The organism is Paenibacillus kribbensis (assembly GCF_001705305.1).
Classification (GTDB): Bacteria; Bacillota; Bacilli; order Paenibacillales; family Paenibacillaceae; genus Paenibacillus; species Paenibacillus kribbensis_B.
Genome location: NZ_MCBP01000017.1, coordinates 70153 through 93088, shown reverse-complemented (window position 1 = coordinate 93088; position 22936 = coordinate 70153). Strand labels below are relative to the sequence as shown.

The 22936-nt window shown below is 47.6% G+C and carries 23 protein-coding genes; 19 read left to right on the top strand and 4 right to left on the bottom strand.

Translation table 11 applies throughout. The features are described from left to right. Nucleotides 1-44: 44 nt before the first annotated feature. From BAZ21_RS23940 to BAZ21_RS23895, 10 genes are all read left to right on the top strand, one after another. Nucleotides 45-656, top strand: coding sequence for an alpha/beta hydrolase (locus tag BAZ21_RS23940; protein WP_068505405.1), 612 nt, complete (start codon nt 45-47; stop codon nt 654-656). Nucleotides 657-729: 73 nt separating this feature from the next. Further along, entirely contained in the window at nt 730-954 is a 225-nt protein-coding gene (gene tlp, locus BAZ21_RS23935; RefSeq protein ID WP_007428862.1) for a small acid-soluble spore protein Tlp, read from the top strand. Nucleotides 955-1193: 239 nt separating this feature from the next. After that, nucleotides 1194-2486, top strand: a complete 1293-nt coding sequence (locus BAZ21_RS23930; RefSeq protein WP_068505404.1) for an ABC transporter substrate-binding protein — start codon at nt 1194-1196, stop codon at nt 2484-2486. A gap of 27 nt (nt 2487-2513) precedes the next feature. After that, a complete protein-coding gene (locus BAZ21_RS23925) occupies nt 2514-3476 on the top strand; it encodes a carbohydrate ABC transporter permease (RefSeq protein WP_084011889.1) in 963 nt (320 codons plus the stop codon). Between the two features lie 3 nt (nt 3477-3479). Further along, nucleotides 3480-4319 (top strand): carbohydrate ABC transporter permease, encoded by an 840-nt coding sequence (locus BAZ21_RS23920; protein WP_068505403.1) that lies wholly within the window; start codon nt 3480-3482, stop codon nt 4317-4319. Nucleotides 4320-4589: 270 nt separating this feature from the next. Next, the gene (ilvA, locus tag BAZ21_RS23915; protein ID WP_068505435.1) at nt 4590-5876 is read left to right on the top strand and encodes a threonine ammonia-lyase IlvA; all 1287 of its coding nucleotides are present in this window, start codon (nt 4590-4592) and stop codon (nt 5874-5876) included. Between the two features lie 201 nt (nt 5877-6077). Further along, a complete protein-coding gene (locus BAZ21_RS23910; protein ID WP_068505402.1) occupies nt 6078-7052 on the top strand; it encodes a glycoside hydrolase family 43 protein in 975 nt (324 codons plus the stop codon). Nucleotides 7053-7344: 292 nt separating this feature from the next. Further along, nucleotides 7345-8334 carry a FecCD family ABC transporter permease gene (locus tag BAZ21_RS23905; protein ID WP_176718209.1) on the top strand — a complete coding sequence of 330 codons (990 nt, stop codon included), beginning with the start codon at nt 7345-7347 and terminating at the stop codon, nt 8332-8334. Then, complete coding sequence (locus BAZ21_RS23900) at nt 8334-9359, top strand: FecCD family ABC transporter permease (protein WP_068505400.1); 1026 nt, start codon at nt 8334-8336, stop codon at nt 9357-9359. The genes BAZ21_RS23905 and BAZ21_RS23900 overlap by 1 nt, the downstream gene beginning before the upstream one ends. Nucleotides 9360-9472: 113 nt before the next feature. After that, nucleotides 9473-10435 carry an ABC transporter substrate-binding protein gene (locus BAZ21_RS23895; protein WP_068505399.1) on the top strand — a complete coding sequence of 321 codons (963 nt, stop codon included), beginning with the start codon at nt 9473-9475 and terminating at the stop codon, nt 10433-10435. Between the two features lie 105 nt (nt 10436-10540). Here BAZ21_RS23895 and BAZ21_RS23890 read toward each other — a convergent pair whose 3' ends face one another. Beyond that, on the bottom strand, nt 10541-10972 hold the full coding sequence (locus tag BAZ21_RS23890; protein ID WP_068505434.1) for a hypothetical protein: 432 nt from the start codon (nt 10970-10972) through the stop codon (nt 10541-10543). A 195-nt stretch (nt 10973-11167) separates the two neighbouring features. Here BAZ21_RS23890 and BAZ21_RS23885 point away from each other — a divergent pair, with 195 nt between their 5' ends. The 3 genes from BAZ21_RS23885 (at nt 11168) to BAZ21_RS23875 (ending at nt 13424) form a co-directional block, all read left to right on the top strand. Then, nucleotides 11168-11467, top strand: coding sequence for a hypothetical protein (locus tag BAZ21_RS23885; RefSeq protein ID WP_068505398.1), 300 nt, complete (start codon nt 11168-11170; stop codon nt 11465-11467). 249 nt (nt 11468-11716) lie between these two features. Continuing rightward, the gene (locus tag BAZ21_RS23880; RefSeq protein ID WP_068505433.1) at nt 11717-12541 is read left to right on the top strand and encodes an alpha/beta hydrolase; all 825 of its coding nucleotides are present in this window, start codon (nt 11717-11719) and stop codon (nt 12539-12541) included. 91 nt (nt 12542-12632) lie between these two features. Continuing rightward, nucleotides 12633-13424 (top strand): dioxygenase family protein, encoded by a 792-nt coding sequence (locus BAZ21_RS23875; protein ID WP_068505397.1) that lies wholly within the window; start codon nt 12633-12635, stop codon nt 13422-13424. Between the two features lie 70 nt (nt 13425-13494). Here BAZ21_RS23875 and BAZ21_RS29185 read toward each other — a convergent pair whose 3' ends face one another. Both BAZ21_RS29185 and BAZ21_RS23865 read right to left on the bottom strand, forming a co-directional pair. Further along, on the bottom strand, nt 13495-14418 hold the full coding sequence (locus BAZ21_RS29185) for a hypothetical protein (protein ID WP_068505396.1): 924 nt from the start codon (nt 14416-14418) through the stop codon (nt 13495-13497). 248 nt (nt 14419-14666) lie between these two features. Beyond that, on the bottom strand, nt 14667-15185 hold the full coding sequence (locus BAZ21_RS23865; protein ID WP_068505395.1) for a DoxX family membrane protein: 519 nt from the start codon (nt 15183-15185) through the stop codon (nt 14667-14669). Nucleotides 15186-15432: 247 nt separating this feature from the next. Here BAZ21_RS23865 and BAZ21_RS23860 point away from each other — a divergent pair, with 247 nt between their 5' ends. The 6 genes from BAZ21_RS23860 to corA all read left to right on the top strand — a co-directional run bounded on the left by BAZ21_RS23860 (nt 15433) and on the right by corA (nt 22172). After that, nucleotides 15433-16524: a DUF3048 domain-containing protein gene (locus tag BAZ21_RS23860; RefSeq protein ID WP_068505394.1), complete on the top strand. Its 1092-nt coding sequence runs from the start codon at nt 15433-15435 to the stop codon at nt 16522-16524. A gap of 187 nt (nt 16525-16711) precedes the next feature. Further along, nucleotides 16712-17326, top strand: a complete 615-nt coding sequence (locus BAZ21_RS23855) for a DUF47 domain-containing protein (protein ID WP_007428879.1) — start codon at nt 16712-16714, stop codon at nt 17324-17326. 14 nt (nt 17327-17340) lie between these two features. Next, nucleotides 17341-18330 (top strand): inorganic phosphate transporter, encoded by a 990-nt coding sequence (locus BAZ21_RS23850; protein WP_068505393.1) that lies wholly within the window; start codon nt 17341-17343, stop codon nt 18328-18330. 243 nt (nt 18331-18573) lie between these two features. Then, on the top strand, nt 18574-20022 hold the full coding sequence (locus BAZ21_RS23845; RefSeq protein WP_068505392.1) for an amino acid ABC transporter substrate-binding protein/permease: 1449 nt from the start codon (nt 18574-18576) through the stop codon (nt 20020-20022). Next, nucleotides 20015-20743 (top strand): amino acid ABC transporter ATP-binding protein, encoded by a 729-nt coding sequence (locus BAZ21_RS23840; RefSeq protein ID WP_068505391.1) that lies wholly within the window; start codon nt 20015-20017, stop codon nt 20741-20743. Before BAZ21_RS23845 ends, BAZ21_RS23840 begins: the two co-directional genes overlap by 8 nt. Nucleotides 20744-21212: 469 nt before the next feature. Continuing rightward, nucleotides 21213-22172, top strand: coding sequence for a magnesium/cobalt transporter CorA (gene corA, locus BAZ21_RS23835; protein WP_068505390.1), 960 nt, complete (start codon nt 21213-21215; stop codon nt 22170-22172). Between the two features lie 6 nt (nt 22173-22178). Here the strand turns inward: corA and BAZ21_RS23830 are convergent, their stop codons facing one another. Further along, nucleotides 22179-22712, bottom strand: a complete 534-nt coding sequence (locus tag BAZ21_RS23830; RefSeq protein WP_068505389.1) for a tyrosine protein kinase — start codon at nt 22710-22712, stop codon at nt 22179-22181. Between the last annotated feature and the right edge of the window lie 224 nt (nt 22713-22936).

The window sequence follows — 22936 nt, the reverse complement described above, 5'->3', positions numbered from 1 at the left end:
ATATTAAATGAATATAAACCATTCTTGTGAGGAGGAAATGTAGTATGAAACACGTTTTCCGTAAAGGAAGTAATCCACAAGCCCCGGTGATATTGCTGCTGCACGGCACTGGTGGGAATGAGCAGGATCTGATGCCATTGGCAGATTTGGTTGCCCCAGGAGCCTCTGTGTTAGGCGTGAGGGGGAATGTGCTGGAAAATGGAATGCCGCGTTTCTTCCGCCGGTTGGCAGAGGGAGTGTTCGATCTGGAGGATCTGGTATTTCGCACCAAAGAACTGAGCGAATTTGTGGATACGGCTGCTGAGCAATACGATTTTGACCGTAACAACGTCGTGGCTCTTGGCTATTCCAATGGAGCGAACATAGCGGCCAGCATGCTCTTTCACGATGCCAAAGCGCTGCGCGGGGCTATTCTCCATCATGCGATGGTGCCGTTGCGCGGGCTGCAATTGCCGGACTTAAAAGGTGTCCCTGTATTTCTGTCTTCCGGTGAAAATGATCCGATCGTTCCGGTTGCGGAATCCCGTGAGCTGCACGCTTTACTGGAAGGGGCCGGAGCTCAGGTGGATGCATATTGGGAACGCAATGGTCATCAATTAACCCGTACAGAAGCCGAAGCCGCAGGGAAATGGTTTGGAGAGCATTTTAATGCATAAAATGGTCTGATATCGTTCAAGCTACCGATTAGCGCTCCAATGAGCGATTCCATAATCAGGAGGCGACAACGAAATGGCAAAACCGGATAATCGGGCCGATAATGTAGAGCATTTGCAGCAAAGTATTCAGAATACACAACAGAATCTTCATGAAGCTGAAGGGTATCTGAACGAATTTTCCTCTGAAATCAGCAACGAGGAGCGCAAGCAAATCGAAGAAAAAAATAATCGCCGCAAAGAAAGCATTAGAGCGTTTCGAGCAGAAGTGAAGGACGAAGCAGCACACGCTCAAGAATAGGTAAAAAAAGCGATCCAACGCCAAATTTCAATGGTGTTGGGTCGCTTTTTTTATGCAAAAAACATCATAGTCCCATCCAATTCATTTTTCCCCTATAATGCAATGGAGACGCTAGTTTTGCGCTAAAAATGAACTTTTATAAATAATGTTGTTGTAAACGAATTAGGGTTGATGTTAAATAATAAAAGAAAGCGCAATCATTAGCAAATCATTTTTTCATCATGCGAAGGGGGAAGGATATGCTGCTGCGAAGAAAAAGCATGGCGTTGATGCTCATGGCAGTGGTTTTAATGGCTGGACTGCTGCAAGGTTGTTCCTTCAAGGCCGACGAACAGGATGGTCCGGGAACAGAACTGGTGTTGTGGACGTTTAACGAACTGCATGAGAAGTTTTTTCTGCAAATGGCTGATCAATGGAACCAACTGCACCCTGATGAACAAATTAATTTGAAAGCGAATACATTTCCTTATGACAACCACCATAGCAAGCTATCGATTGCGTTGCAATCGGGGGTGGGGGCACCGGATATCGCGGATATCGAGGTGAACAAGATCGGCAACTTCCTCAAAGGGATACCGCAGCTTGTCCCGCTCAATCCGGTGATTGACCCGGAGATGAACAACATTGTGCCTTCCAGAGTACAGATTTACGGAAAAGACGGCAAATATTACGGCATTGATTTTCATGTCGGGGCCGAAGTGATGTATTACAATAAAGAAATTTTGGACCAGGCGGGGGTAAACCCGGATTCCATCGTTACGTGGGCAGATTATGCTGCGGCAGGCAAGCAAGTACTGGCGAAAACAGGCAAGCCAATGGCGACGGTGGAGACGAATGACCTGTGGAATTACTGGCCGATGATTTCCCAGCAGAACTCGGATTTTCTGGATGACAAGGGCGAGCTGACACTGGATAACGAAACGAATATTAAAACTCTTAAGTTTCTTCAGCAGATGGTGAAGGACAAAATAGCGATTCCCGCACCAGGCGGTGGACACCATATGGAGGAATACTACGGGTTTATGAACAAAGGCGGTGCCGCTTCGGTGTGGATGCCGATGTGGTATATGGGACGCTTTACGGATTATATGCCTGACCTGAAAGGAAAAATCATCATCAGACCGTTGCCGGCCTGGGAAAAAGGCGGCTTTCGCTCAGCGGGTATGGGCGGAACCGGCACGGTGGTCACGAACCAATCGAAGCACCCGGATTTGGCCATGCGCTTTTTGGCCTTTGCCAAGCTGTCCAAGCAAGGGAATGTGGAGATATGGAAGCAGCTTGGTTTTGATCCCATCCGCAGTGAGGTATGGACAATGCCGGAAGTCAAAGCCAAGAACAAATTTACGGACTATTTCGGACCGAATATTTTTGACACCCTCATCGAAGTAAAAGACGAAATCAATGCGGTGCATATCGGACCGAAAACGCCTGATATCGCCAGTGCGGTTCGCAATAAAATACTTTATCGGACACTGCTGAATGGCGAAGACCCGGCCACAGTGCTGCATGAGCTGGCAGATGAACTGAGATAGACCCCAACAGGAAAGGGAGTGAGATTCATGGCAACGCCCGTTCATACGAACGCTAATGTACCGACAGGTCAGCCGCCACAAACTCAGCGTCCGACCAGAAGTCAATGGAGTCGCTTTATTCATTCCAGCCGTACAGCACCGTATGTGTTTATCCTTCCATTTTTACTGTCCTTTGCGCTGTTTTTTGCTTATCCGGTGATCTCGACGATCATTATGAGCTTTCAGGAAGTGCTACCAGGTATCACAACGTACGTCGGATTGGAGAATTACAAGGACTTAATGAATCCTACGTTTGGAAAAGCGATACTGAACAGTGTTCTGTACACGCTGCTTACGCTGGTCGTGTTGATTCCCCTGCCGCTGGTACTGGCGGTATTGCTGAATTCGCCTAAAATGCCGGGCAGAGGGCTGTTCCGCTCGGTTATGTTCATACCTGCTCTGACCTCGGTGGTGGTGGCAGGCACCATTTTCCGGCTTATGTTCGGGGAACTGGATGGTTCCTTGATGAATTCCTTATTGGGCGTATTCGGTGTGGAGCCGCATAAATGGCTGATGAATGCCAACACCGGTTTTTTAGCGTTGATTGTGCTGGCTCTATGGAGATGGCTGGGTGTTAACATGCTGTATTACATGTCGGGATTGCAAAACATTCCCCCCGAGCTGTATGAAGCCGCGCAGATTGATGGAGCCAGCCGGTTTGCTTCCTTTTGGCGGATTACGATTCCTATGCTCAAGCCGGTGACGATCTACGTATTTACGATTAGTATTTACGCGGGCTTGTCGATGTTCACAGAGAGCTACATGCTGTGGAACGGAAATAACTCCCCGAATGATATCGGCTTAACGATTGTCGGTTATCTCTATCGCCAAGGTCTGGAGCAGAACAGTATGGGCTTTGGAGCTGCGGTGGGCATTGTATTGCTCGTATTTACATTAGTGCTGAACCTGATCCAGCTCAAATTTTTCGGCATGTTCCGGAAGGAGGATTAAGCGATGGTTCAGAAACAAAAAGGCCCGTTATCCGCATTTCTCGTTGTCCTGTTCATTCTGTTTGCCGGGTTTGCCCTGTTTCCGCTATTTGCCGTGACGCTTGCCTCGTTCAAGCCATCAACGGAACTGCTGCGTTACGGCTTGAATCTCAAGCTGGAGTGGGCCATCATGTCCTTGAAAAACTATGCGTTCATTTTTCAGGGGACGACGGATTATTTTCAATGGTATTGGAACAGCATTGTCATTACCGTCTTGTTTACGGTGCTATGTCTGATATTGTCCGCAATGGTGGGCTACGGACTGGAAATGTACCGTTTTAGATTAAAAAATGTGATTTTTACGCTGGTGCTGGTTGTGATGATGATTCCAGTCGAAATTATCATGCTGCCGCTTTACAAGCTGATGATTGGCATGAAGCTGATCAACACGGTATGGGGTGTGATACTGCCCTTCGTCGTTGCGCCGATCCCGATCTTTTTCTTCCGTCAATATTTGAGTGGAGTGCCCAAGGACTTTATGGATGCTGCACGGGTTGACGGTTGTTCGGAGTATGGTATTTTCGTGCGGATTATGATGCCGCTGATGGCGCCTGCGTTTGCGGCGATGGCTATTTTACAGGCGATGAACAGCTGGAATAACTTCCTGTGGCCGATGATCGTATTGCGTACCAACGACATGCTGACACTGCCGATTGGTCTGTCCAGTCTGCTGACGCCATATGGCAACAATTATGATGTGCTGATTGCCGGGTCGGTGTTGGCTATTTTGCCGATTCTGGTCGTGTTCCTGTTCTTCCAGCGTTATTTCATCGAAGGCATGACGGCAGGAGGGGTTAAAGGATAGTCGATAATCGGAGCAATACAATACCAGAAACGTATAGCATCGAAAAAAAGCAGGTCGGGCATCGCCCGGTCTGTTTTTTGCATTATAATTGATTTTCATTCTCATTTTCATGTATATGACCTGCACAAGCTGTAGGTAAACGTGGTATGATATTCGAAAGATTTCAAATACAGCATTTTGTATAATTCGATTCCTAACGCTCAAGGGTACAAATAGGATTTATGCAAAATGCTCAAATACAGAAATATTCAGGCGGAGCGTGGAGAACCTATGGAACCAACAGAAACCCAGAAAACTGGCCCGGCCACGGCGTCAACCGTTGGCATGGAGGATATTGTACGGGCGCATCATATGCTGCGTGAGGTGATTGTACGTACACCTTTACAGAGAGATGCCGTCCTGTCGGCCAAATATAACTGTAATGTATATCTGAAAAGAGAGGATCTCCAGGTTGTACGGTCCTTTAAAATCCGCGGAGCTTACAATATGATCCGCAGTCTGACTCCCGAGCAAATGGAAAAGGGCATTGTGTGCGCGAGTGCGGGCAATCATGCGCAAGGTGTGGCTTTTTCATGTAATGCGCTGGGCATCCACGGTAAAATATTCATGCCGAGCACAACGCCTAATCAGAAGGTGAAGCAGGTTCGTCGCTTTGGCGGTAACAGTGTAGAGGTCATTCTGACCGGAGATACGTTTGACGACGCCTATGACGAGGCCATGAAGGTGTGCAGTGAGCAGGAGATGACCTTTATCCATCCGTTTGACCAGCCGAAAATTATAGCAGGCAACGGTACGATTGCGATGGAAGTGATGGAGAGCCTGGATACCCCTGCGGATTATGTGTTTGTGACGATTGGCGGCGGCGGCTTGGCGGCAGGCGTAGGCACGTATGTAAAAACAGTGAGTCCAGCCACCAAGGTGATCGGTGTGGAACCGCTTGGGGCGGCGTCCATGACGGAAGCGATGCGACTGAACAAGGTGGTTACCCTGGAGCACATCGACAAGTTTGTTGACGGAGCAGCGGTAAAGCGTGTCGGTCAGTTGACTTATGATATTTGCAACCATACCTTGGACGATATTGTGAAGGTACCGGAAGGCAAGGCATGCACCGCCATTCTTGAGCTATATAATGAAAATGCGATTGTAGTGGAACCTGCGGGCTCGCTGCCTGTAGCGGCACTTGATCTGTACCGCGAGCAGATTCGAGGCAAAACGGTGGTTTGTATCATTAGTGGCGGCAACAACGATATAGATCGGATGCAGGAGATTAAGGAACGGTCCCTGATTTACGAAGGATTGAAGTATTATTTTATGGTGAATTTCCCGCAAAGAGCCGGGGCGCTGCGCGAATTTCTTCAGGATGTGCTTGGACCGGACGACGACATCACTAGGTTTGAGTATACAAAAAAGAACGATAAGGAAAACGGCCCGGCGCTGGTCGGCATTGAGCTGCTTCATCAGGAAGACTATCTTCCTTTGATCGAACGAATGAACCGCAAGGGGCTCAATTATACGGAACTGAACAAAAATGAGAATTTATTTAATATGCTGATTTAACAAGGAGAGGAGCCCGCGGGCTCCTTTTTGTATGCATTACGTTATACGTAGTTTATGAATTTCTTTTTATTTGAAATAAAGCGTTTACAAAACAGAAATGTATAGGTTAATATATGTGTAACTTCATAAGTATAAACACTAACGTAATATATGTTTCACCTGATTCTCATCTATATAAAACGAATTTGGAGGTGCGTAAGCGTGTTGAAATCCTGGAAAAAATCAGTACAAGGTAAATTGGTCCGAACAGCGTTTGCTGCCGTAACCTCGGCTGCATTACTGCTGTCAGTGGTGCCATCCGCATCGGCAGAACATTGGCCGTTAACTGGCGATGTGGCGGTACATGATCCGTCCATCACGAAGGAAGGCAATGCATGGTATATTTTCTCCACAGGACAGGGGATACAGGTTCAAAGATCGGATGATGGACGTAATTTTTACAGATTGCCGCAAATATTCCTGTCACCGCCATCGTGGTGGAAATCGTATGTACCTAAGCAGAAGACTAATGATGTATGGGCACCGGATGCTCAAAAGTACAATGGTCGAGTATGGGTGTACTATTCCATTTCTACTTTCGGCTCCCGAACCTCGGCTATTGGGCTAACCTCTGCAACGAGCATAGGCGCGGGAAGCTGGAGAGATGATGGACTGGTGCTGCGTACGACGGATTCTAACGATTATAACGCCATTGACCCGAATCTCGTCATTGACGCTTCCGGTAACCCGTGGCTTTCCTTTGGCTCATGGAATTCTGGCTTGAAAATTACTCGTCTGGACAAGAGTACAATGAAACCTACGGGCCAGATCTATTCTATCGCCAAGCGTACTGCCGGTGGTTTGGAAGCGCCACATGTTACATACCGCGACGGCTATTATTATCTGTTTGCTTCTATTGATAACTGCTGCAAAGGCGTAGACAGTAATTATAAGATCATTTACGGCCGCTCCAAGAGTATCACTGGACCGTATGTGGACAAGAGCCGTAAAAACCTGATGGATGGCGGTGGGACTGTGCTGGATGCAGGGAATGATCGTTGGAAGGGACCGGGCGGTCAATCCATCTATAATAACAGTGTCATTGCACGTCATGCCTATGATGCCACGGATAATGGGAATCCAAAGCTCCTGATTAGTGATCTGAAATGGGATTCGGCAGGCTGGCCTACGTACTAAAAAAACGGGATGTCTGGCGTCATCTTTATAGTCATCTCACATAGATGTAAGCCAAGAACTGCTTCTCCATATGGGGGAGCAGTTTTTGGCTTGCAATGTCACAAAAACATGCTATTATGAATCAAGTTGATAATAATTATCATTATCGATTTTATATTTATGGTGATTTTCGGGTATGGAGGGAGTGACCTCACGAATGCGGTTAAAAGGCAGGACGGACGGACGAGCAGCTCCGACGGAGGAGGCGGTTTCCGATGCAGCCACCGTAGCCCGCCCGCTGCTCCGGGCAGGCATGATTCGGCAGGCGTCGTTGTTCATAGCTTCTGCTGTGTTGCTGGCTTTGTCCATGTTTGCCGCTATTTCTCTTGGAGCCAAGGACTTGACTATAAGCACAGTGTGGGCGGCAGTATTCCACTATGACCATTCGCTAATGACACATCAGATCATTCATGAGCTGAGATTGCCGCGTGTACTTGGTGCAGCCGTTATTGGAGCCGCGCTGGCGGTGGCAGGCTCCCTGATTCAGGGCATTACACGCAATCCGCTGGGAGATACAGGTGTGCTGGGCATTAACGCAGGAGCGATGTTTGTAGTCGCTGTGAGCTTTGCCTTTTTCCCCAATCTGCCTTATGGCACGTTAATCGTATTGTCGTTCCTCGGTGCGCTGATGAGCACCTTGCTGGTATTCGGCCTTGGAGCCTCCGCGCCGGGGGGATTAACGCCAATGAGACTGACGGTGTCTGGGGCTGTGACGGCTGCCCTGCTCGGCTCTATGACTTCGGGGATTGCGATTTATTTTGATTTGAGTCAGGATTTGGCCTTTTGGTATGCGGGCGGCGTTGCCGGAATCAAATGGTCGCAGCTTGAGATCCTTGCGCCGATTTTGCTGATTGTAATTGCTTGGTCGATGGGGCTGGCGCGCTCTATTTCGCTGATTTCAATGGGCGATGAGGTGGCGTTGAACCTGGGATTAAATCTCAAGCGTATCCGACTGCTTGGCCTGCTTACGGTGGTGGTGCTGGCTGGGATATCTGTGTCGGCCGCCGGGGCCATCAGCTTCGTAGGGCTGGTTATTCCGCATATCGCTCGCAAGCTGATTGGTGTGGATTATCGCCAGATTGTTCCGTTGTCTGCGCTATTGGGAGCTGTGCTGCTAGTGCTGGCTGATTTGGGGGCGAGAATGGCAAATCCGCCGGAGGAACTGGCTATTGGAATTATGGTGTCTTTTATCGGAGTACCCTTTTTCCTCTTTCTCGCCCGTAAGGAAAGGAGGGATTTGTAGTGAGTCGCTCTATAGGAACGGGAGATGCAAGAAAAACAAAGGCTTGGCTCGTCTGTTTGGTATTGGCGGGGATCAGCTTTGTTGTTATTGTGTTGGGTCTGAACACCGGAACGATCCGCATTCCACCGCTGCGTGTGCTGGATACGCTGTTTGGCGGTGGCAGTGGACGTGATCATATGGTTCTGTTTGAATATCGTCTGCCGCGTATCATCGTAACCGTGCTGGCTGGCGCGGGATTGGGTGCAGCCGGAGCAATCATGCAAGGCTTGTCACGCAACGCGCTCGCTGATCCCGGGGTGCTGGGACTTCACGCAGGGGCTGCGTTGGGACTGGTGATGTTCGTCAGCTTTTTTCGTGATCTGGAGGGCTCGGCAGCTGTGCTTATCCCCTTGTTCACCTTTGCAGGAGGGCTCGTCGCGGCGGTGCTGATTGTTCTGTTGTCGTATAACCGCAGCAGAGGAATCGTGCCTGTGCGTCTGATTTTGTCCGGCATCGGTGTAGCCTCGGGACTCAGCGCAATAACGCTGTATTGGTCGTTGCGGCTGGATGAGGATACGTACGCCTTCACAGCACGCTGGCTGGCTGGCAGTGTATGGGGCCGGGACTGGGTGCATGCAGCGGCTTTGCTGCCGTGGATCATCATTGTGTTGCCCTACGTCCTGTCACAGACACGCAGTCTGAACAACCTGTCGCTGGGCGACGAGACAGCAGCCGGAATTGGCACGAATGTGAAGCGTCAGCGCCTGCTGCTGCTGGGCGCAGCCGTAGCCCTATCCAGTGCCAGCGTGTCTATGGCTGGAGGCATCGGCTTTATCGGACTGATCGCACCCCATCTGGCTCGCCGTCTGGTCGGACCGATGTACCAGCATTTGCTGCCCGTGGCCTGTTTTGTCGGGATTGTCATACTGGTCATATCCGACACGATTGGACGTTCGGTGTTTCAGCCGAATGCGATTCCCGCAGGGGTGGTGGTCGCGGTGGTAGGAGCTCCGTATTTTTTGTTCCTGCTGTCCCGAACCAAATGACAGAAGGAATACATATGAAATTGAAGGTTGCAAATTGCTGAAATACCAACCAAGCAGACGCTTTATATATGGATGATATATATGGGGCTTCTATGGCATAGGAGAGAATGATGATGAAAAAATATGGATTAAAGGGTTCAGATGTTAAGCGTTCATGGGCAGCAATGATTCTTGTTTTGTGCATGATTATGCTGTCCGCTTGTGGACAAGCAGCAAATAACAAAGCTGCAGAATCCAAAGCTACAGACAGCAAAGCAGCCGACAGCGGTAAGACAACAATTAACGCCGATTCGCGGATTGCTTCGATGTCTATCCATTTGACGAACAACCTGCTGGCACTGGGCATTACTCCGGCCGGTTCGGTTGTAGGTGGAGATGTGAAGGATTTTCTGCCCCATGTAAAAGATCGTCTCCAAAATACCCGCAAGCTGGGTGTTGTTACGGACCCGGATATGGAAGCGGTACTGGAGCTTCAGCCTGATCATATTTTTCTCGACAAAAAATATTCAGGCAACGATGTAGCCAAGTTTGAAAAAATTGCGCCAACCGAGGTTTTTGATCTGGATGAAGGCACTTGGAAGGACCAACTGAAAAAAATCGCCGTCATGGTTAACCGTGAGGCAGAGGCCGACGCTTTTCTGAAAGATTATGAGGCACAGAAGGAACGGGTTAAAAAGCTGATCCACTCCAAAATCGGAGATGGAACGGTTATGGCTGTACGTGTGACGGCGAAGGAAGTTCGTGTCATGGGCATGAAGCGTCCGGTAGGACCGCTGTTGTATCAGGACTTGGGCTTGAAGCCAGCCAAGGGTGTAGAAAAAATCAACAAGGCCTACCAGGTCGTATCCCAGGAAGTTTTGCCTGATTATGATGCTGACGCCATCCTTGTCATTATCAGTAAAGGCGCTGATGCGCAAAAGGTATACAAGCAACTGGAAGGAAACGCAGTATGGCAAGGACTCAAGGCGGTTAAGCAGGGTCATGTCTACATGCTGGACGGACAGCCTTGGCTGGACTATTCCTCGATGGGGCACAAAATCGCCCTGGATAATGCAGAGCAACTGTTTTCCAAATAAGCTTTAGAATACATCAATCCGTATTTCCACATGCATCTTCTTGCAGGCGGGAATACGGATTTTTTTGGCTGATGAGGCAGCTTCAGTACAACAAGGATTGGTGGATTAAGAACGCTTTTTACGCAAAAAAAGTGGTTTGAGTCCGATGAAGCCGACGGCTGCGAGAATCAGATTTACCCAAGGTGAAATCCTGAATACAGGCAGTATACTGCGCAGTGCCAATCCGGAGACGAGAATCACGACAACCAGCACAATATACATCAAGATGGATTTGAAATTCAACTGGGGCTTCACTGGTGCATGGTCTGGCTGTTGCGTCTCCTCGTCTTCTCCAGGGCGGTCCATAAAATTCATCAGTGCTTCAACCAGTAGAATCGCTCCTGCGGCGATAATGATGAGGGTCGACAGGTTAATTTTCTCAAAGGGGGTGATATCTCCGCCTGTAAATGTGATAAACCCTCCGATCATCGCCTGTGTCAAAAAAAACATGGACAAGGCTATCCATGCAATAAGCGTATAATATTTTACTTTACTCATTTCTTCCTCCTGTTTCGCGAGCGTATCCCGCTGATGGAACCGGTATTTTGCAACAAAAACAGTATACGTGAGTACGCGCCAGATGGCAAAAGGCTTTATCGGCAGAATGTATATTAGCGCTGCATTCTCCTCAAACTGGATAAAGGGTGAGCACATGGAGCAACCTGAATATAAACGTTGAGAGGATGTAGCATCATGAAGCTGGAGAATCAGGCAGATTATTCAGTCCAAAAACGACTGGCAGGCGCTCCGAACGGGAACAGCGGGGGACCCCCGCTTGCTAACGTGAGTCACCGGAGCATTCAGGGAGCATCTCCAACATACCGTATACTGGACGATACTGAAGTGGCTCAGGATACAGAATTTGCAGGGGAACTGGGTGAGGAGGGCTACCGCAGCTTATGGCATGAGGATCATAATAGCGGAGACTCTTATAAACTGGAGTGGGAGGGACGAGCGGAAACCCACCAGATGTTCAGGAACAGTTACGAATAGGAACCTTCTACTCTAATGTGGGGGATTCACCCTAATTAGCATGTAGTATGGCGTTCTCCAACATCGTATGGGGAACGCCATTTGTTTACATTTTTATCGGTATGGATGACAGGTTGACAAGGAAGCAGGGCGATGATAGACTGACTTTACTATAAAACTTATTAAACTTATCGGAATTAAAGTGAATGGGTATTTTGCTGAGTATCCGTGTTACAATATACGTTTAAATTATTCAGGGGGAGAATTATGATGGAACGGCAAATTGGAATTCGCTTTGAAAATGAGGAGCTGGCTGCTACGATTCATTATCCGAGCAATCCGGGTGAAGGAGACCGTCAGGGACGGGTGCCGCTCGTCGTGATATGCCACGGATTTGTAGGCAATCGGATCGGGGTAGATCGGTTATTTGTAAAGACTGCACGTGAGCTTGCAGCAGGGGGATATTTTGTCCTGCGCTTTGATTTTGCCGGTTGTGGGGAAAGCACAGGCGATTATGGCAAGCAAGGACTGGAGTCGATGATTAACCAGACACGTACCGTGCTGGATTACGCTGTGAATTGCGCGGACATCGACCCGACCAAGGTAACGCTAATCGGTCACAGTCTGGGGGGCGCAGTCGCCCTTCTCACAGCTGTACGGGACAAGAGAGTACAAAACCTGGTCCTTTGGTCAGCTGTCGGCTATCCGTTCAACGACATCGTCAAAATTACGGAACGAAGCGTGTACGATGAGTCTGTTAAAAATGGTCAGGCCGACTATTTGGACTATAAGTTCACACCTGCTTATTTTGAGTCATTAGCCCAGTTCCAGCCGTTTCAGGAGGCTGTCAAATTTAACGGGGATGTGCTCGTTATTCACGGAACCTCGGATGATATTATTCCTGTGGATTACGCCTTTTTGTTCCAGAAGGTATTCTGGATGCGTCCAGAGGGACGCTGCGATAAAGAGATTATTTTCCAGGGAGATCACACCTTCTCTTCAGGTAAAGAGCGGCAACAGTTGATTGACCGGACGCTGGAATGGTTGGATGAGCAGGAAAATATTCAACGGGATTGGCAGCACTGGATGATCTGATTTCAGGTCTAACGGATTGCATTGGAAATTGCGCCTCCGCCGGAGTAAAATGGAAGAGTAACACTATACTGGCGTGTGGAGGTTGGCAGCGATGACATTACCCTCGATTTTTGTTGCGCACGGTTCACCGACACTGGCTGTAGAAAATAACGCATATACTAGCTTTCTTGCAGAGCTGGGCGCGAGCCTGCCCCGACCCCAAGGAATAGTCATTTTTTCCGCGCATTGGGATAGTCCTGATCAATGTATCGGTGCGGATGATCAGCATGCAGCGTTGCACGATTTCTATGGCTTCCCTGAGCAAATGTACACACTTGATTACCCTGCACCAGGCGATCCGAAGCTGTGTGAGGAGATAAAGCATCTGTTCAGTCAGCATAACCTGTTTCACCAGCCAGTTCGAAATCGGGGACTGGATCATGGAGCATGGGTAGTTTTGCGGCATATATATCCTGATGCAGACATCCCTGTCGTCCCGCTTTCCATTGATTCTCGGCGTGCTCCGCAGGAGCAGTATGAGATTGGACGGATGCTGGCACCGCTGCGAGAACAAGGCATTTTGATAATCGGCAGCGGCGGATTGGTACACAATCTGCGTACACTCAAGGAAACGAATGAGCCGGCCGAGTGGGCGGTTCAATATGATGACTGGATTGGACAGCAGCTTCAAGACTGGAATTTGCGTCATCTATTCCAATATGATAAGAAGGCTCCTTATGCCAAGCAGGCGGTTCCTTCTTATGGGATGGAGCATTTTTCACCTTTGTTTTATGTGATGGGTGCTGCGGATGATCAGCGCTCGGCACGCAAGCTTTTTCAGAGCTATGTCCTTGGCTCGTTAAGCCTTAATTGCTGGGCTTTTGGTCAGGAAAGTGATCAATAAATGTAAAAAGAACTTCCAAATCCACATGGTGTGGGAGATGGAAGTTCTTTTGTATATTCCGCTTTCTCGATTAATTGGAAGATACGTTCTTTTTCAGCCAGTCAGATACTTGTGTCGTTTGCTTATCTCCGTTTTGATCCAGCAGGGTCACAAAGGTTTTCAGCTTCTGAATGTAGGCACTTTTCGAATCCAGGTTGCGTTGAATGACGAGTTGATATCCTTTTTTGGCATTAGGTTGAATCTTCTTGGTTTCATAATCGAATAGTGGCGTATTGTTCGTGCCGTAGAAGGTATAGAAATAGTACAGATCATGCAATTTTTTTACAGCCAGTGTACGGTTGGAATGTGGATATTGGTTTAAAAACGCTTCCTGTGTCAGGACTCGTCCCGCTAACTGTTGATAGCCGATGCGGAGCGCTGCATCCTTGGTAGCTGCCTGTCCCGATTCAATCGCCATGATGTGAATGTAGCTGCGAATATCTGCCGTGGTGTACTTGCTGAATACTGTATATTTTTCATAGTTTATGACCGGGTAAAACATACCTTCCGCAGTTTCAAGCTTGAATCCGGCATCTCTGGTTTGGACTAGTAATTTTTTCAGGCTTGCGTCTTTTGTACGGCTAATCAGATTGGTGAACGTATCGCCAGGCTTGTATATGCTGCTAATCTTATTTTGAACAGACGTTGGGTATAACGTACGTGAGTATGCATCCAATTGCTTATTCTGCGCATTTTCCAGATGGAGTGCCATCATACTTGCCTGAGCTGCAGGAACAGATTGAATGTGTTTTTGCAAATACATAAATGCCTGAGGCAGCTTGCCGGGCTGGCTTAGCAGTTGCTCAAAGGTCTTGGAAATTTGTTGTGCGCTTACTGTCTGAGATGCTGTAGCAGTTTTTGCTGCTGCGGCTGTTGCCTGATATCCCATTCCCATAGTCTGTACAGTGAAAGTTACTGCCGCGAGCATGAGATAGGCTTTGGTCATTTTTTTCATCATATAACCCTCCATATTTCTTCGTGTTTTCTTTGGTGTATCTGTAGTGTATAGGGGAAATGTATCGTGAGCATTCCATGTTGTATCCAACTTGTAAACATTTGACGAAAAGTTGAATCCGACAAAAAAAGGAGTTCCCACGTCAGTATGAGATGGGAGACTCCTTCTGTGATGAACAAGTAGGGAGCAGCATAGCTGCATAAAAAAACAACCATTAGCCCAGAGGGTAACGGTTGTTTGTGGGTTAGTTAAGCTGTTTTTCGAGCAGGATCGGTTGGAAAGGTGTCTTTATTTTTACCGAACAATCCACGCAGGAAGGGCAGTACCCAACGGTCAAAGCCAATCCGTCCAGCATTTGCACCGGCGACCACAAGGAAGATTTCAAACAGCAGGTAGATTGCATTAGTGCTTACTGTACCCGAGAACAGGAACGAGAAGTTCATGACCATGGCCATCAAAGCAGCCAGTGTAGTCAGTGTACCAAGCAGCAGGCCAACCCCGACCAAGAACTCACCCAGTGGGATCAGGACGTTGAACAAACCGACATTTGGCAGGGCGAAGGCTTCAAGGAACGATCCCCACCAGCCTTGTACAGCGGGATGATCTCCACCCGTTTTAGCAATGGCTCCCGAGATGAAACCACCGGCATCAAATCCGCCAGTCAGCTTTTCAAGTCCATGGCTCATCCATTCATACCCGAGATAAACCCGTACTACAGTCAGCAGCCACATCGCTACTTTGTTTTCACGCAACCAGTTGTTAAACATTTAAACCACTCCTCTTTCTTATATCAAAATGTTTTGTATTTCATTAGGTTAGGATGATCATCTCTGCTACACCTTTATTGTATTAGGTTCAGTTACACTTATTTGTGATAAAAATCACAAAGTCTGAATATTTTTTAAATTTTAATGTCTTCAGATAAGTATTCTATCGGGACATATACCTTCGATCAAGACAAAAACAGGAAATAAAGCTTATAATGAGAAAAATATCTAAAGTGGAGGGATAAACTTGTCCAGGTCCATTTCCCAACGAACTCAATGGTTGCGTGTGATGGCCTCAGCTCTGTTGTGCATGACGCTGATGTCTTGTTCTGCTTTGTCCAAAACGGGTGAATCGGAACCCGCTCCCCAATCGATCGAGCAAAAAACTGAGCTAGAGGCTGAACCGACCAAGGAGCAGTCCATTCCGGCATTTACAGCTCCGCTTACCGGTCTTCCGGTGGAGCAGCCGGTTTTGGAGCGACCGCTCGCGATTATGATTAACAATGCTCCGGCTGCACGTCCACAGGCAGGTCTTAGCCAGGCAGATATGGTATATGAAGTTCTTGCAGAAGGCGGAATTACCCGTTTGATCGCTTTTTTTCAAAGCTATAGCGGAGATGTGAAGATCGGTCCGGTCCGCAGCATCCGACCGTATCTAATTGAGCTGGGCGAAACCTATGGTGCGTTGCCGATACATGCAGGTGGAAGCACAGATGCCTATGCGATTTTACAGCAGCAGAAGAAGGAACATTTAGATGAGATTTCAAATGGGGGTGCTTACTTTTGGCGAAGCAAAGATCGTCGTCCTCCCCATAATCTGTACACAGATGTAAGCAGACTGCGCAAAGGAATTGATCATAAAGGGTATGTCAAGCAGGCAGAGGTTCCGGTATATCCTTACCTTAAATCCGGTGAAGCCCCGGTCATGACAGACGAGAGTGCAGCATCTTTGCAAATCCGCTTTTTGCTCAAAAGTTATCGGGTATCCTACACTTACGATCCGTCGGATCAGCAATATAGGCGATTTGTGAACGAAAAGTCACATATGGATCAAAATAATAATCAACAGCTTTCTGCGGCCAATGTTATTGTGATGAGCGCCAGCCATCGAACGCTGGATGATGTAGGCAGATTGAGTGTTGCGCTGAATGGCAGTGGAGAGGCCATGGTGTTTCAACAAGGGCGAGTCATACATGCACAATGGCAGCATACGCCCGGTGATGCGGTTCGTTTTATGAAAAATGGAGTTGAAATTCCGTTGACGCCAGGTACATCCTATATACATGTGGTCCCTGCAGATACTTCTCTAAATGAGCATGTGACTATAAACGAAAAATGAATGCGGAACACACCTTTTAAAGGAAAAAATGTCGGATAATGAACTTCTGTGTCGGGTACTGTATACGAATATCCTGAAATTTGCTTTTGCAAACATTACAAAAACATTGATGAGTGTGATAAGATAGCAAAGGTTGTCTATTGCAGTCGAAACAGGTTGCGGATATTTTCGTAAAGGGGTAATCGTTATGAGATTGAAGAAAAAGGATATATTCTTCGAGACGTTGGAAAATATGGCAGATACGATCGTGCAAGCAGCGGATTATTTTGCCCAACATACTTCAAACCTTCAAGATGTGACTTTGTTTACCAATGAGATGAAGAAGTATGAAAATAAGTGTGATGATTACACACACACGATTATTACTGAGCTGAACAAGACCTTTATCACGCCGCTGGAACGCGACGATATCATGGAACTGACAACAACCATGGATGATGTGCTGGACGGTCTGGAAGCAACAGCCTCACGTTTTTATATGTACAACATTACGGAGCCGGACGAGTATATTGTGCAGTTCGCTGATATTTTGCGTCAATCAGCCTATGAGATTCAGAAGGCTGTACATTTGCTTTCGCAAAAGAAATTGCTGGCTATTCGTGAGTACACCATTCGCCTGAATGATTTGGAAAATCAGGGGGATGAATTGTTGCGTATTTGCATCAAAAACCTGTTTGCAACTGTAACCGATCCTATTGAGCTGATCAAACGTAAAGAACTGTACGAACGCCTTGAAACGACAACGGATTCATGCGAGGATGTTGCAAATATGCTGGAATCCATCATTATGCGTAACTCGTAAGGGAGTCCTTTTACATGGATACAAGTTTACTGGTACTGGGTATTGTTATTTTTCTTGCTCTGGCATTCGATTTTATTAACGGATTTCATGATACGGCGAACGCGATTGCAACTTCGGTTTCGACCCGTGCATTGACGCCGCGACGCGCAATTATTATGGCTGCAATCATGAATTTTCTCGGGGCTATCATGTTTACAGGGGTTGCCAAGACGATTGGTGGGAGTGTTGCTGACCCTACCAAGCTTACAAATGGCATTGATGTCGTCATTGCAACACTGATTGCTGCAATTATCTGGAATCTTCTAACCTGGTGGTTCGGTATTCCTTCATCCTCTTCCCATGCATTGATTGGTGCTTTGGCTGGAGCGGTGTATGTAGGTGCAGGACCGGATAAGTTAAATTGGAGCGGCTTCATTGGGATTGTTGAGGGACTGATTTTCTCCCCGCTGATTGCTTTCGTTATCGGTTACATCGTGATGATGATTTTGAAATACATCTTCGCTTATCGCAGTCCACATACGGTGAACAAAGGCTTTCGTACAATGCAGGTCATTACGGCAGCTATCCAATCGTTCACACATGGTACAAATGATGCTCAGAAGGCGATGGGGATTATCACATTTGCACTCGTCTCGGCAGGGTATCAGGATCATTTGGAAGTACCGATGTGGGTGAAAATTTCAGCCGCAACAGCCATGGCACTGGGAACGTCCATAGGGGGCTGGAAGATTATCAAGACAATGGGGACTAAAATTTTCAAAATAGATCCAATTAACGGATTCGCAGCCGACGTTTCGGGGGCCTCCGTTATTTTCACTGCCACATTGCTTCATTTGCCTGTAAGCACCACTCATGCCATTACTTCGGCTATTTTGGGTGTTGGCTCTGCGAAGCGTTTTAGTGCTGTACGCTGGTCACTGGCTGGTCGTATTGTAATAACCTGGGTGATTACGATCCCTATTTCTGCACTGCTGGCTGGATTGATTTTCAAAATTCTTTTCTAGTTTTTCATTATTATTTCACGAAAGAAAACATACACTATAGGGTACACAATAAGCTTCCGTCCGCTTTTTGCGGCAGGGGCTTATTGGCATTCTGTGACCCAAATTGCATCTTCGAAGTTTATACATCCAGATAGTTCCATGAAATATTTTTTCAAAAAAAGCTGACATCAAAGTAGTCAATTTTTGATAACTCCTGTAGAATAAACAGAAAACTTTGAACCGTTCGACTGACTGGAGGAAATTATGCAAAAATCTAGAAAACTAATAGCTCTCATGATTTGTTTGTTTTTTGTGGTTGCCCTGGCCGGTAATTTCGGTGCAGTGGCACATGCAGAAAACAAGACAAAATATGATATCGGCACGGATACGACGTTCGCGCCTTTTGAGTTTGAAGATGTAGATGGCAAGTTTGTCGGAATCGACATGGATTTGCTGGCAGCTATTGCCAAGGATCAGAATTTTGAATATACCATCAAGCCTCTTGGCTTTAACGCGGCAGTGCAGGCGCTTGAGACCAATCAAGTGGATGGCGTCATTGCCGGGATGAGTATCACCGATGAACGGAAGCAGAAATTTGATTTTTCCGAACCGTATTTTAATTCAGGGGTTGTCATGGCGGTTCGTAAGGATAATGATACGATTAAACGCTATGAGGACTTGAAGGGCCAGCGTGTAGCTGTCAAAACAGGAACGGAAGGCTACACCTTCGCGGAATCCATTAAGGACAAATACGGCTTTACGATGGTACCATTCGATGATTCTTCCCAAATGTACGATGAAGTCAAAACAGGGAATTCAGTTGCCTGCTTTGATGATTTTCCGGTATTGGCATACGGTGTGACGCAAAATAATGGCCTTAAGCTGGTGACGGATAAGGAAAAGGGCGGTTCTTACGGTTTTGCGGTCAACAAAGGCAATAATCAGGAGCTGTTGGAAAAATTCAATGCCGGGCTTGTTAATCTTCGCAACAGCGGTGAGTATGACAAGATCATGTCCAAATACCTGGGCGAATCCGGTAAAGGCACGGCACCTGTTGAGCGCAGCCGCTGGGAACTGATTTCCGCTTCGCTGCCTGCGTTGATTAAAGGGATGGGAAATACGCTGCTGTATACCCTGGTATCGCTGCTTATCGCCTTTTTGCTGGGGCTGGTGTTTGGCTTTATGAAGGTAAGCCATAACAAGGTGCTCCGTGGCATTGCAACAGTGTTCGTAGATGTATTCCGCGGTATTCCACTGATCGTACTTGCTTTCTTTATTTACTTTGGTATTCCACAGGCACTGGATTTCAAAATGCCGCTTTTTGTTGCGGCTGTATTGACGTTGTCTCTAAACGCGGGGGCGTATGTGACGGAAATTATCCGCGGAGGCATCCAGTCCATTGACCCGGGACAAATGGAAGCGGCCCGTTCGCTTGGTTTGCCGTACCGGACGGCCATGCTCAAAATCATTTTGCCGCAGGCTGTAAAAATCATGATCCCGTCGTTTATCAATCAGTTGGTTATTACGTTGAAGGATACGTCCATCTTGTCTGTTATCGGTCTGGTCGAATTGACCCAATCCGGTAAGATTATTATCGCGCGGACGTTCCAATCCTTTGATATTTGGCTGGTCGTTGCGATAATGTACCTTATCGTCATTACAGTCCTGACCAAAATTTCCAACCGTCTTGAAGGGAGAGTTCGTCGTGGGTAAAATTATCGTCAAGGATTTGAAAAAAAGTTATGGCAGTAACCAAGTGCTGAGAGGCATTGACATGCAAGTGCGTGAAGGCGAGGTTGTATGCGTCATCGGCCCTTCGGGTTCGGGGAAAAGTACGTTTTTGCGTTGTATGAATATGCTTGAGGAAATTACCGCTGGTGAGGTCATCGTCGACGACTACAATCTGGGAGATAAAAACGTGGACATTAACAAAGTCCGTGAAAATATAGGTATGGTGTTTCAACATTTCAATCTGTTTCCGCATATGACGGTGCTCAAGAACATTATGTTCGCACCGACAGAGCTGGGCAAACAAACGAAGGCAGAGGCCCGGGAAACGGCGATGAAGCTGCTGGACCGTGTAGGCTTGGCTGATAAGGCTGATGCACTGCCAGGCCAGCTTTCCGGCGGTCAGAAGCAGCGTGTAGCGATTGCGCGTGCGTTGGCGATGAACCCGGACATTATGCTGTTTGACGAGCCTACCTCGGCGCTCGATCCGGAAATGGTGGGCGAAGTGCTCGGTGTAATGAAAGATCTGGCCCGTGAAGGCATGACGATGATGATCGTGACGCATGAGATGGGCTTTGCTCGCGAAGTAAGCGACCGTGTTGTGTTTATGGACGGTGGCTACATCGTGGAAGAAGGAACACCACAAGAGGTATTTGGTAATCCGAAAAATGAGCGGACGATTAGTTTTTTAGAGAAAGTGTTGTAAGTGGAGCGAAAGTGAGGCAGGGTTTGTGAATGTGGGCGGGGGTGCTCGTTGTGAGACGCTCCGCGGTCCATTTGATCTTACGATCGCTGTCGCTTCTACAGATTCAAATGTACCGCTGCGCTACGACTCGCTGATCCCTCCTTTCTTCGCAAAAGCCTGCCTCACTTTTGAATGAGCGGGAGCAGAGGAAAAGCAAAGGGCGCATCGCTTTGCTTGCTGCGCCGGGGGAAATAGCGAGGTAAGCATCCGACCGCTTAGTGGCTTTTCGTGTGCATCTTTAGTGAACGTGAGTGATTTTTCTTTTCATCACGAGGATAAAGGATATCTTGGGAAGGCTTGTTGACCCGGAGATATCCTTTTCTTATTTAGCGTGTGGCATATAGCGCTTGGAATTTGTATAATCCGGAATGGCTTATATACAATATAAACAGTATTAAAAGACAGGTAGTATAGACGAGGGGGACGTACGGTGATACGTACATTGGCTATAGGTCATGATCATCAGGTGACGGTGGGACAGCCATTGGAGCAAATAGACATGGAGGATTACATATGGATATGGGTGGATTTTATCGAGCCTACAGATCGTGAATCGGAGCTGCTGACAAGTTATTTTCATTTTCATCCGTTGGCTGTGGAGGATTGTATGCATGTCCTGCAACGACCTAAATTGGATTATTACGAGGATGTACAGTTTCTGGTCGTGCACGCGCTTGATGTAGATACACTGGATGCGAAAGAAGTGGACTTGTTCATTAGCAGCCGTTATTTGGTGACCTATCACCATCATGAATTGGATGAGATCGATCAGGCCTGGGAACGGATTGTCCAGCATGCGAACGAACGTAAAATATGGTCGCGCGGGCCGCTGGCTGCGGCCTACACGGTGATGGACAAGCTGGTGGATAACTATTTCCCGAGTCTGTTCATGATTGAGGATGAATTGGCCGAGCTGGAGGGGCTGGGCAGGCACGAATCCGTGGAGGAACTGATGAAGCAGGTATTTGCCCTGCGGGCCAGACTACTCAAGCTGCGCCGTACTATTGTACCGATGCGTGATCTGATGTACCGGGTCCTGAATTCGCAGCATGTGCAGGGCAAAGGGGAGCATATGGTCTATTTTACGGATATTTATGATCATCTGTTGAAGCTGACGGACATGCTGGAGGCCGACCGTGAAATGACAGCCGACCTGAGAGACAGTTATATTTCGCTCAATTCCAATCGCATGAATTCGATTATGAAGACGTTGACCGTAATTACGACGGTGTTTATGCCGTTGACGCTGATTGTCGGCATTTACGGTATGAATTTTTCGTATATGCCCGAGTTAACCTGGAAATACGGCTATTTTGGCATCCTATTCTTCATGTTCCTGCTCAGTGTCGCAATGGTAGTCTGGTTTATGCGTCGAGGCTGGTTCAAATAAAATGGACTAACGACGTTTACGCTTGACCGGGCGTCTGCGTGGAGTAGTGCTATTTTTGCGTTGTGTTTTTTTTCGGCGGCGGCGTGAAGGTGGCTTGAATTCATCCAATTCCTCGGAAACAGGCGCAGAATTTTTGCTGCCGGATTTGCCGAATACGGGGAGCGCACCCATTATGAGCTTCGCCATTGGAGCAAATTGCTGTACGCTGCTCATGACCTTTTGTACCTTGCCAAGCGTAGCTACAATTCCGTCAATGCCGCCCATACGGTCGATAAAACCTTTAATTTCATTGAGATTCTTGATATTGCCGAGACTGCCAAGACTGCCGAGACTGCCGAGCAGTCCCCCTTTGGCTGGAGCAGGGTCTGGTGTAACGACAGCGGAATCCGTAATACTCGCTGGCGCTTCATAAGGCACCAGCGCGGAGGAATCGGCTTGCGGAACCTCACTGTACGGATCGAGTCCGGGATAAGGAGTTGAACTATACGGATCGGAAAGGGATCGCTGTAGCGGCCTCCGATGATAGTAGTGTCCAGGCATGAGATCACATTCCTTTGCAGGTTGATACTCTACTGTATGTTACAAACGCACAGGTGGGTTTAGGCGCGTGTCCCGTAATCAGGTATAAAAGCGGATTTGGGCATTCGTACGGTATGATGCCATGACATGTAATGTTGTTCTGTAATGCGTGAAATCGTTAATGCTTGAAAAACCTACTATTTCTCAGGTACAATGAGGAGAGATTGTAACCTTGGGAGATGATA

Excerpts from the sequence above, each read along its gene's own strand:
- BAZ21_RS23855 (WP_007428879.1), top strand. The coding sequence starts at position 16,712 with ATGAGATTGAAGAAAAAGGATATATTCTTCGAGACGTTGGAAAATATG.
- BAZ21_RS23905 (WP_176718209.1), top strand. The coding sequence starts at position 7,345 with ATGATTCGGCAGGCGTCGTTGTTCATAGCTTCTGCTGTGTTGCTGGCT.
- BAZ21_RS23940 (WP_068505405.1), top strand. The coding sequence starts at position 45 with ATGAAACACGTTTTCCGTAAAGGAAGTAATCCACAAGCCCCGGTGATA.
- BAZ21_RS23830 (WP_068505389.1), bottom strand. The coding sequence starts at position 22,712 with ATGCCTGGACACTACTATCATCGGAGGCCGCTACAGCGATCCCTTTCC.
- BAZ21_RS23865 (WP_068505395.1), bottom strand. The coding sequence starts at position 15,185 with ATGTTTAACAACTGGTTGCGTGAAAACAAAGTAGCGATGTGGCTGCTG.
- BAZ21_RS23925 (WP_084011889.1), top strand. The coding sequence starts at position 2,514 with ATGGCAACGCCCGTTCATACGAACGCTAATGTACCGACAGGTCAGCCG.
- BAZ21_RS23845 (WP_068505392.1), top strand. The coding sequence starts at position 18,574 with ATGCAAAAATCTAGAAAACTAATAGCTCTCATGATTTGTTTGTTTTTT.
- tlp (WP_007428862.1), top strand. The coding sequence starts at position 730 with ATGGCAAAACCGGATAATCGGGCCGATAATGTAGAGCATTTGCAGCAA.
- BAZ21_RS29185 (WP_068505396.1), bottom strand. The coding sequence starts at position 14,418 with ATGAAAAAAATGACCAAAGCCTATCTCATGCTCGCGGCAGTAACTTTC.
- BAZ21_RS23920 (WP_068505403.1), top strand. The coding sequence starts at position 3,480 with ATGGTTCAGAAACAAAAAGGCCCGTTATCCGCATTTCTCGTTGTCCTG.
- BAZ21_RS23895 (WP_068505399.1), top strand. The coding sequence starts at position 9,473 with ATGAAAAAATATGGATTAAAGGGTTCAGATGTTAAGCGTTCATGGGCA.
- BAZ21_RS23850 (WP_068505393.1), top strand. The coding sequence starts at position 17,341 with ATGGATACAAGTTTACTGGTACTGGGTATTGTTATTTTTCTTGCTCTG.
- ilvA (WP_068505435.1), top strand. The coding sequence starts at position 4,590 with ATGGAACCAACAGAAACCCAGAAAACTGGCCCGGCCACGGCGTCAACC.
- BAZ21_RS23880 (WP_068505433.1), top strand. The coding sequence starts at position 11,717 with ATGGAACGGCAAATTGGAATTCGCTTTGAAAATGAGGAGCTGGCTGCT.
- BAZ21_RS23875 (WP_068505397.1), top strand. The coding sequence starts at position 12,633 with ATGACATTACCCTCGATTTTTGTTGCGCACGGTTCACCGACACTGGCT.
- BAZ21_RS23890 (WP_068505434.1), bottom strand. The coding sequence starts at position 10,972 with ATGAGTAAAGTAAAATATTATACGCTTATTGCATGGATAGCCTTGTCC.
- BAZ21_RS23885 (WP_068505398.1), top strand. The coding sequence starts at position 11,168 with ATGAAGCTGGAGAATCAGGCAGATTATTCAGTCCAAAAACGACTGGCA.
- BAZ21_RS23930 (WP_068505404.1), top strand. The coding sequence starts at position 1,194 with ATGCTGCTGCGAAGAAAAAGCATGGCGTTGATGCTCATGGCAGTGGTT.